This window comes from Pseudomonas sp. Sample_24 (assembly GCF_004307605.1).
Taxonomy (GTDB): domain Bacteria; phylum Pseudomonadota; class Gammaproteobacteria; order Pseudomonadales; family Pseudomonadaceae; genus Aquipseudomonas.
The window spans coordinates 1-4,297 of record NZ_RCNW01000300.1 but is presented as its reverse complement, the minus strand read 5'-3'; the positions used below and the strand labels follow the sequence as shown (position 1 = coordinate 4,297).

The 4,297-nt window shown below is 59.8% G+C and carries 5 protein-coding genes and 1 pseudogene; 4 read left to right on the top strand and 2 right to left on the bottom strand.

Annotation, left to right across the window (positions count from 1 at the left end; genetic code table 11):
* Positions 1–283 precede the first annotated feature (283 nt).
* A complete protein-coding gene (locus tag D8V06_RS16245) occupies positions 284–1,063 on the top strand; it encodes a TSUP family transporter (RefSeq protein WP_056855275.1) in 780 nt (259 codons plus the stop codon).
* On the opposite strand, the gene nudC is transcribed toward D8V06_RS16245, so the two are convergent.
* Both nudC and D8V06_RS16235 read right to left on the bottom strand, forming a co-directional pair.
* Positions 1,031–1,861 carry an NAD(+) diphosphatase gene (gene nudC / locus D8V06_RS16240; protein ID WP_130931310.1) on the bottom strand — a complete coding sequence of 277 codons (831 nt, stop codon included), beginning with the start codon at positions 1,859–1,861 and terminating at the stop codon, positions 1,031–1,033. The genes D8V06_RS16245 and nudC overlap by 33 nt on opposite strands.
* Before the next feature lie 6 nt (positions 1,862–1,867).
* The gene (locus D8V06_RS16235) at positions 1,868–2,680 is read right to left on the bottom strand and encodes a crotonase/enoyl-CoA hydratase family protein (RefSeq protein ID WP_130931309.1); all 813 of its coding nucleotides are present in this window, start codon (positions 2,678–2,680) and stop codon (positions 1,868–1,870) included.
* 339 nt (positions 2,681–3,019) lie between these two features.
* On the opposite strand from D8V06_RS16235, the gene D8V06_RS16230 reads away from it, so the two are divergent.
* From D8V06_RS16230 to D8V06_RS16220, 3 genes and pseudogenes are all read left to right on the top strand, one after another.
* On the top strand, positions 3,020–3,553 hold the full coding sequence (locus tag D8V06_RS16230) for a tetratricopeptide repeat protein (RefSeq protein ID WP_056855272.1): 534 nt from the start codon (positions 3,020–3,022) through the stop codon (positions 3,551–3,553).
* A gap of 54 nt (positions 3,554–3,607) precedes the next feature.
* Positions 3,608–4,108: a sigma-70 family RNA polymerase sigma factor gene (locus tag D8V06_RS16225; RefSeq protein WP_201783979.1), complete on the top strand. Its 501-nt coding sequence runs from the start codon at positions 3,608–3,610 to the stop codon at positions 4,106–4,108.
* Positions 4,105–4,297, top strand: a pseudogene (locus D8V06_RS16220) (transcriptional regulator); the annotation flags it as partial. The gene D8V06_RS16225 and the pseudogene D8V06_RS16220, both read left to right, overlap by 4 nt.

Below are 4,297 nucleotides of genomic sequence, written 5' to 3'. Positions count from 1 at the left end.
CAGCCCGGGACGCTTTGCGTGCCATTGGAACGCTGAGCGTCCCTTGAGGCATTCCCACGCAGCGCGTGGGAACGATCAGAAAACGCCGCTACAAATGCAGGCGCGAGCCTGCTGACCCTTTAATGATCGTTCCCACGCTCTGCGTGGGAACGCAGCCCGGGACGTTTTGCGTCCCAGGCGCTCCGACGACAGGGCCAGACCAGTCGCCGCAGAACCTGGATATAGGTAAGATATCGGCCCTTCCCCGCAGCCCTTTGCTGCACCCGCCGATTAAGCCGATTCCATGCCTTTCGAACTCAGCGTTGACCTCACCACCCTGGCCATTCTGGCCGCAGTCGCTTTTGTTGCCGGTTTCATCGATGCCATTGCCGGCGGCGGTGGCCTGTTGACCACCCCGGCCTTGCTCACCGCTGGCCTGCCGCCGCACCTTGTGCTGGGCACCAACAAACTCAGCTCGACTTTCGGCTCGGCCATCGCCAGTTTTACCTTCTATCGCCGCAAACTGTTTCATCCAGGGCAATGGATACACGCCATTGTCGGCACCCTGGTCGGCGCGCTGAGCGGTGCGGTGGTCGCGCATTACCTGCCCGCCGAGTGGCTGAACAAGATGCTGCCGGTGATCGTCTTTGCCTGTGGTCTATATCTGTTGTTTGGCGGCACGCCGAAAGCGCCGTCAGACAACAACGCGCCCATCAAGAAAAAATGGCAATCGACCCAGGGTTTCAGCCTCGGTTTTTATGATGGCGTGGCAGGTCCCGGTACGGGGGCGTTCTGGACCGTCAGCAGCCTGTTGCTCTACCCCATCGATCTGGTGAAGGCCAGTGGCGTAGCACGCAGCATGAACTTCGTCAGTAACGCGGCGGCGCTGTCGATCTTCATTTTTTCCGGACAGGTGGACTGGATCATCGGCCTGAGCATGGGCTCGTCGTTGATGGTCGGCGCGTTCTTCGGCGCCCGCACCGCCATCAGCGGCGGTGCAAAGTTCATACGTCCGGTGTTCATCACCGTGGTGCTCGGGCTGACCGTGCGGCTAGCCTGGCAACACTGGTTCAGCGTGGCCTAATCGCCGGGCCACGTAGACATCGATCAGGTAACGGGCAATCGAGCGTGACGCCGGCAACGGCGGCAGCTCGTGCACGTTGAACCACTGGGCGTCTTCGATCTCGTCTTCCTGACAGACAATGTCCCCACCGGCATATTCGGCATGAAAGCCGAGCATCATCGAATGCGGGAACGGCCAGCACTGGCTGCCCATGTACTGGATGTTCTTCACCTCGATCCGCACCTCTTCCCGCACCTCGCGAATCAGGCAATCCTCAGCCGACTCCCCCGGTTCGGCGAACCCCGCCAAGGTGCTGTAGACCCCGCTGACGAACCGTGGCGAACGTGCCAGCAGCACTTCATCACCCCGGGTCACCAGCACGATCATGCTCGGCGAAATCCGTGGATAGCTGCGCAAATCGCACGGCTGGCAATACATCGCCCGTTCGCGCGGCACTTGTGTCATGGCCTGGCCGCAGTTACCGCAAAAACGATGCTCACGGGCCCAGGTGCCAATCTGCGCTGCGTAACCAAGCACCTTGTACAGCGTGTGATCGCCTTCAAGCATGAACGCCCGCAGGCCCTTCCAGTTGCAACCCGGCACTTCGCTGTGACTGCGCAACTCCAGCAGGTACACCGGTTCGCCGTCGAGGTGACCGATACCGTGCTCGGCGAGAATCGACAAGTCCTGACGCTTGAGCCATTCACGGGGAAACAGCGCGCCATTGTCATCGAACATAAAGCCTTCCGGGCTGCGCGCCACGGCCCAGCCGCCGGGTTGGTCGGTGTCCAGTACTGCAGTGGTCCAGCGTGGAGTCATTTTCAATCAATCCAGAAATTCGGGTTTCTGTTTGCTCATATGGGCGGCCATGGCCACGCGCAAGTCAGTGGATTGCAGCATGGCGGCGTTCCAGGTGGCGACGTATTCGAGACCGTCATCAATGCGGTGATCGCGCATATAGCTGATCATCGCCTTGGTGCCGGTGACCGCAATCGGCGACTTGCTCGCAATTTCCCGGGCGACGCCCATGACGCCGTCGAGCAGGCTGGCAGTGTCGCTGTAGACGCGATTGACCAGGCCCATGCCGCGTGCTTCTTCGGCGCCGAAAGTGCGACCAGTGTAAGCCAGTTCACGCAGCATGCCGTCACCGATGATCCGCGGCAAGCGTTGCAGCGTACCGACGTCGGCGGCCATGCCGATGTCGATTTCCTTGATCGAGAATTGTGCGTCTTCGGCGGCGTAACGCATGTCGCACGCGGCGATCAGGTCGATGGCGCCTCCCAGGCAATAGCCTTGGATGGCCGCGAGTACCGGTTTGCGGCAATTGTCGACGGCGTTGAAGGACGCTTGCAGGTTGAGAATCTTGCGGCGCAGCAGGCGAGCGTTGCGCCCCACATCCTTGCCCAACTCATTGGCCACGCCGGCCAGCATCATCAGGTCGATACCCGAGGAGAAATGCTTGCCTGCGCCGCTGAGGACCACCACGCGCACTTCGTCGGTGTCATCGACCCACTGGAAAATCTCGACGATTTCGCTCCAGAACGCAGCATTCATCGAGTTGATCTTTTCCGGACGATTGATCTGCACATGAGCAATTTTATCGACCAGTTCGACGGTGAACGCGGTGTATTGAGACATGCTAGTGATCCTTTACCGGGCAAAAAAGAGGCCTGAACTATACCAAGGCGTGATGGCGGGCAGTAAGGCAGGGTTTCGGCCAAAAGCGGGACCAACTCAAGTCATTTGGCGTATTGCCGGGCCTCATCGCTGGCAAGCCAGCCCCACAGGGTTTTGTGTACGCCGCAGGTCCGAAGTGAGAGCCAGCCCGCTAGCGACAGGCCGCACTGGCACCTGATTTGTGCTTTTCTTAAAACAGCACATACCAATGAATAATTGTTCGCGCTGGCGTGTTCACATCATGACAGTCTCTTTCGGTCCGTTCGATGCCACAACCCTGACAGCCATGGAGCTTTACCGATGAATAGCCGTTTTTCGATTCTTTCGGCACCGTTGATGCTTGCTGTCGTGCTGTCCGGTTCACAGGCATGGGCCAACGGCGAGGAAGACACACCCGCCAAGCCGCAGTGCCCCAGAGATCAGGTGTTCGATACCAAGGCGCAGAAATGCGTCAAGCAAACCAGCAAGCTTGTCTCGGACGCCGACCGCACCGATTACGCCTATCAACTGGCCAAACACGGGCGCTATGAGGAGGCCCTGGCGCTGCTCGATACGCTCAAGCAGCCCGATACCGCCAAGGCTTTGAACTATCGAGGGTATGCCACGCGTAAACTGGGGCGCACCGACGAAGGTATCGGTTATTACCTGCAATCGGTAAAACTCGATCCACACTATGCACAGGTCCGCGAGTACCTGGGTGAAGCCTACGTGATCAAGGGTCAACTGGCTCTCGCACAGGAGCAGTTGCAGCAGATCAAATCGATATGCGGCAATACCACTTGCGAGGAATACCAGGACCTGGCCGAAGCCATCAACGACTCATCGAAAACCTGACTTATCGAATACGCGGAGGTCGCTATCGCCAGCGATCAGGCAATACGGGCAGAACTGGGCCAGCATCTGGCGCGATTGTGGCGTTACGGGTTGCTGTTGTCCCGACAAAGGCATGTCGCCGAAGACCTGGTGCAGGCAACCTGCGTGCGGGCGCTGGAACGGGCCGCGCAGTTTGCGCCGGGTACGCGCATGGACCATTGGCTGATGAGCATTCTGCATTCGATCTGGCTCAATGAAATACGCGCGCGCCGGGTGCGTCAGGGGCAAGGCACGATAGAGGGTGAGCAGGTGTTGTCGTTCGACGGTGAGTACGCAGCGCAAACCCATGTCATGGCGGCGCAAGTCATCCGCCGGGTCGATGCGCTGCCGGAAACCCAGCGCGAAACAGTATTTCTGGCCTATGTCGAAGGCTTGTCCTACCGCGAAGTCGCCGAAGTCCTGCAAGTGCCGATCGGTACCGTAATGAGCCGCCTGGCCACTGCCCGGGCCAAACTGGCCGAGTACCCGCCCTTGCAAGCTGTACCGAACCCCTCCACTCACGGAGAACGTCGATGAACGTGAACCCCACGGACGAGCAATTGGTGGCGTACCTCGACAATCAGCTCGATAGCCAGGAACGCCAGCGCATCGACGCCGCCGTGGCCGAAGACCCGATGCTCGGCCTGCGCCTGCAATGGCTGAACCGCAGCAGCCTGCCGTTCAAGTCGGCCTACGACGAGTTGGAACGACAGGCCCCGGTGGATC

Bases quoted from the DNA above. Each gene is read 5' to 3' on its own strand.
- D8V06_RS16245 (WP_056855275.1), top strand. From the start codon at position 284: ATGCCTTTCGAACTCAGCGTTGACCTCACCACCCTGGCCATTCTGGCC.
- D8V06_RS16230 (WP_056855272.1), top strand. From the start codon at position 3,020: ATGAATAGCCGTTTTTCGATTCTTTCGGCACCGTTGATGCTTGCTGTC.
- D8V06_RS16235 (WP_130931309.1), bottom strand. From the start codon at position 2,680: ATGTCTCAATACACCGCGTTCACCGTCGAACTGGTCGATAAAATTGCT.
- nudC (WP_130931310.1), bottom strand. From the start codon at position 1,861: ATGACTCCACGCTGGACCACTGCAGTACTGGACACCGACCAACCCGGC.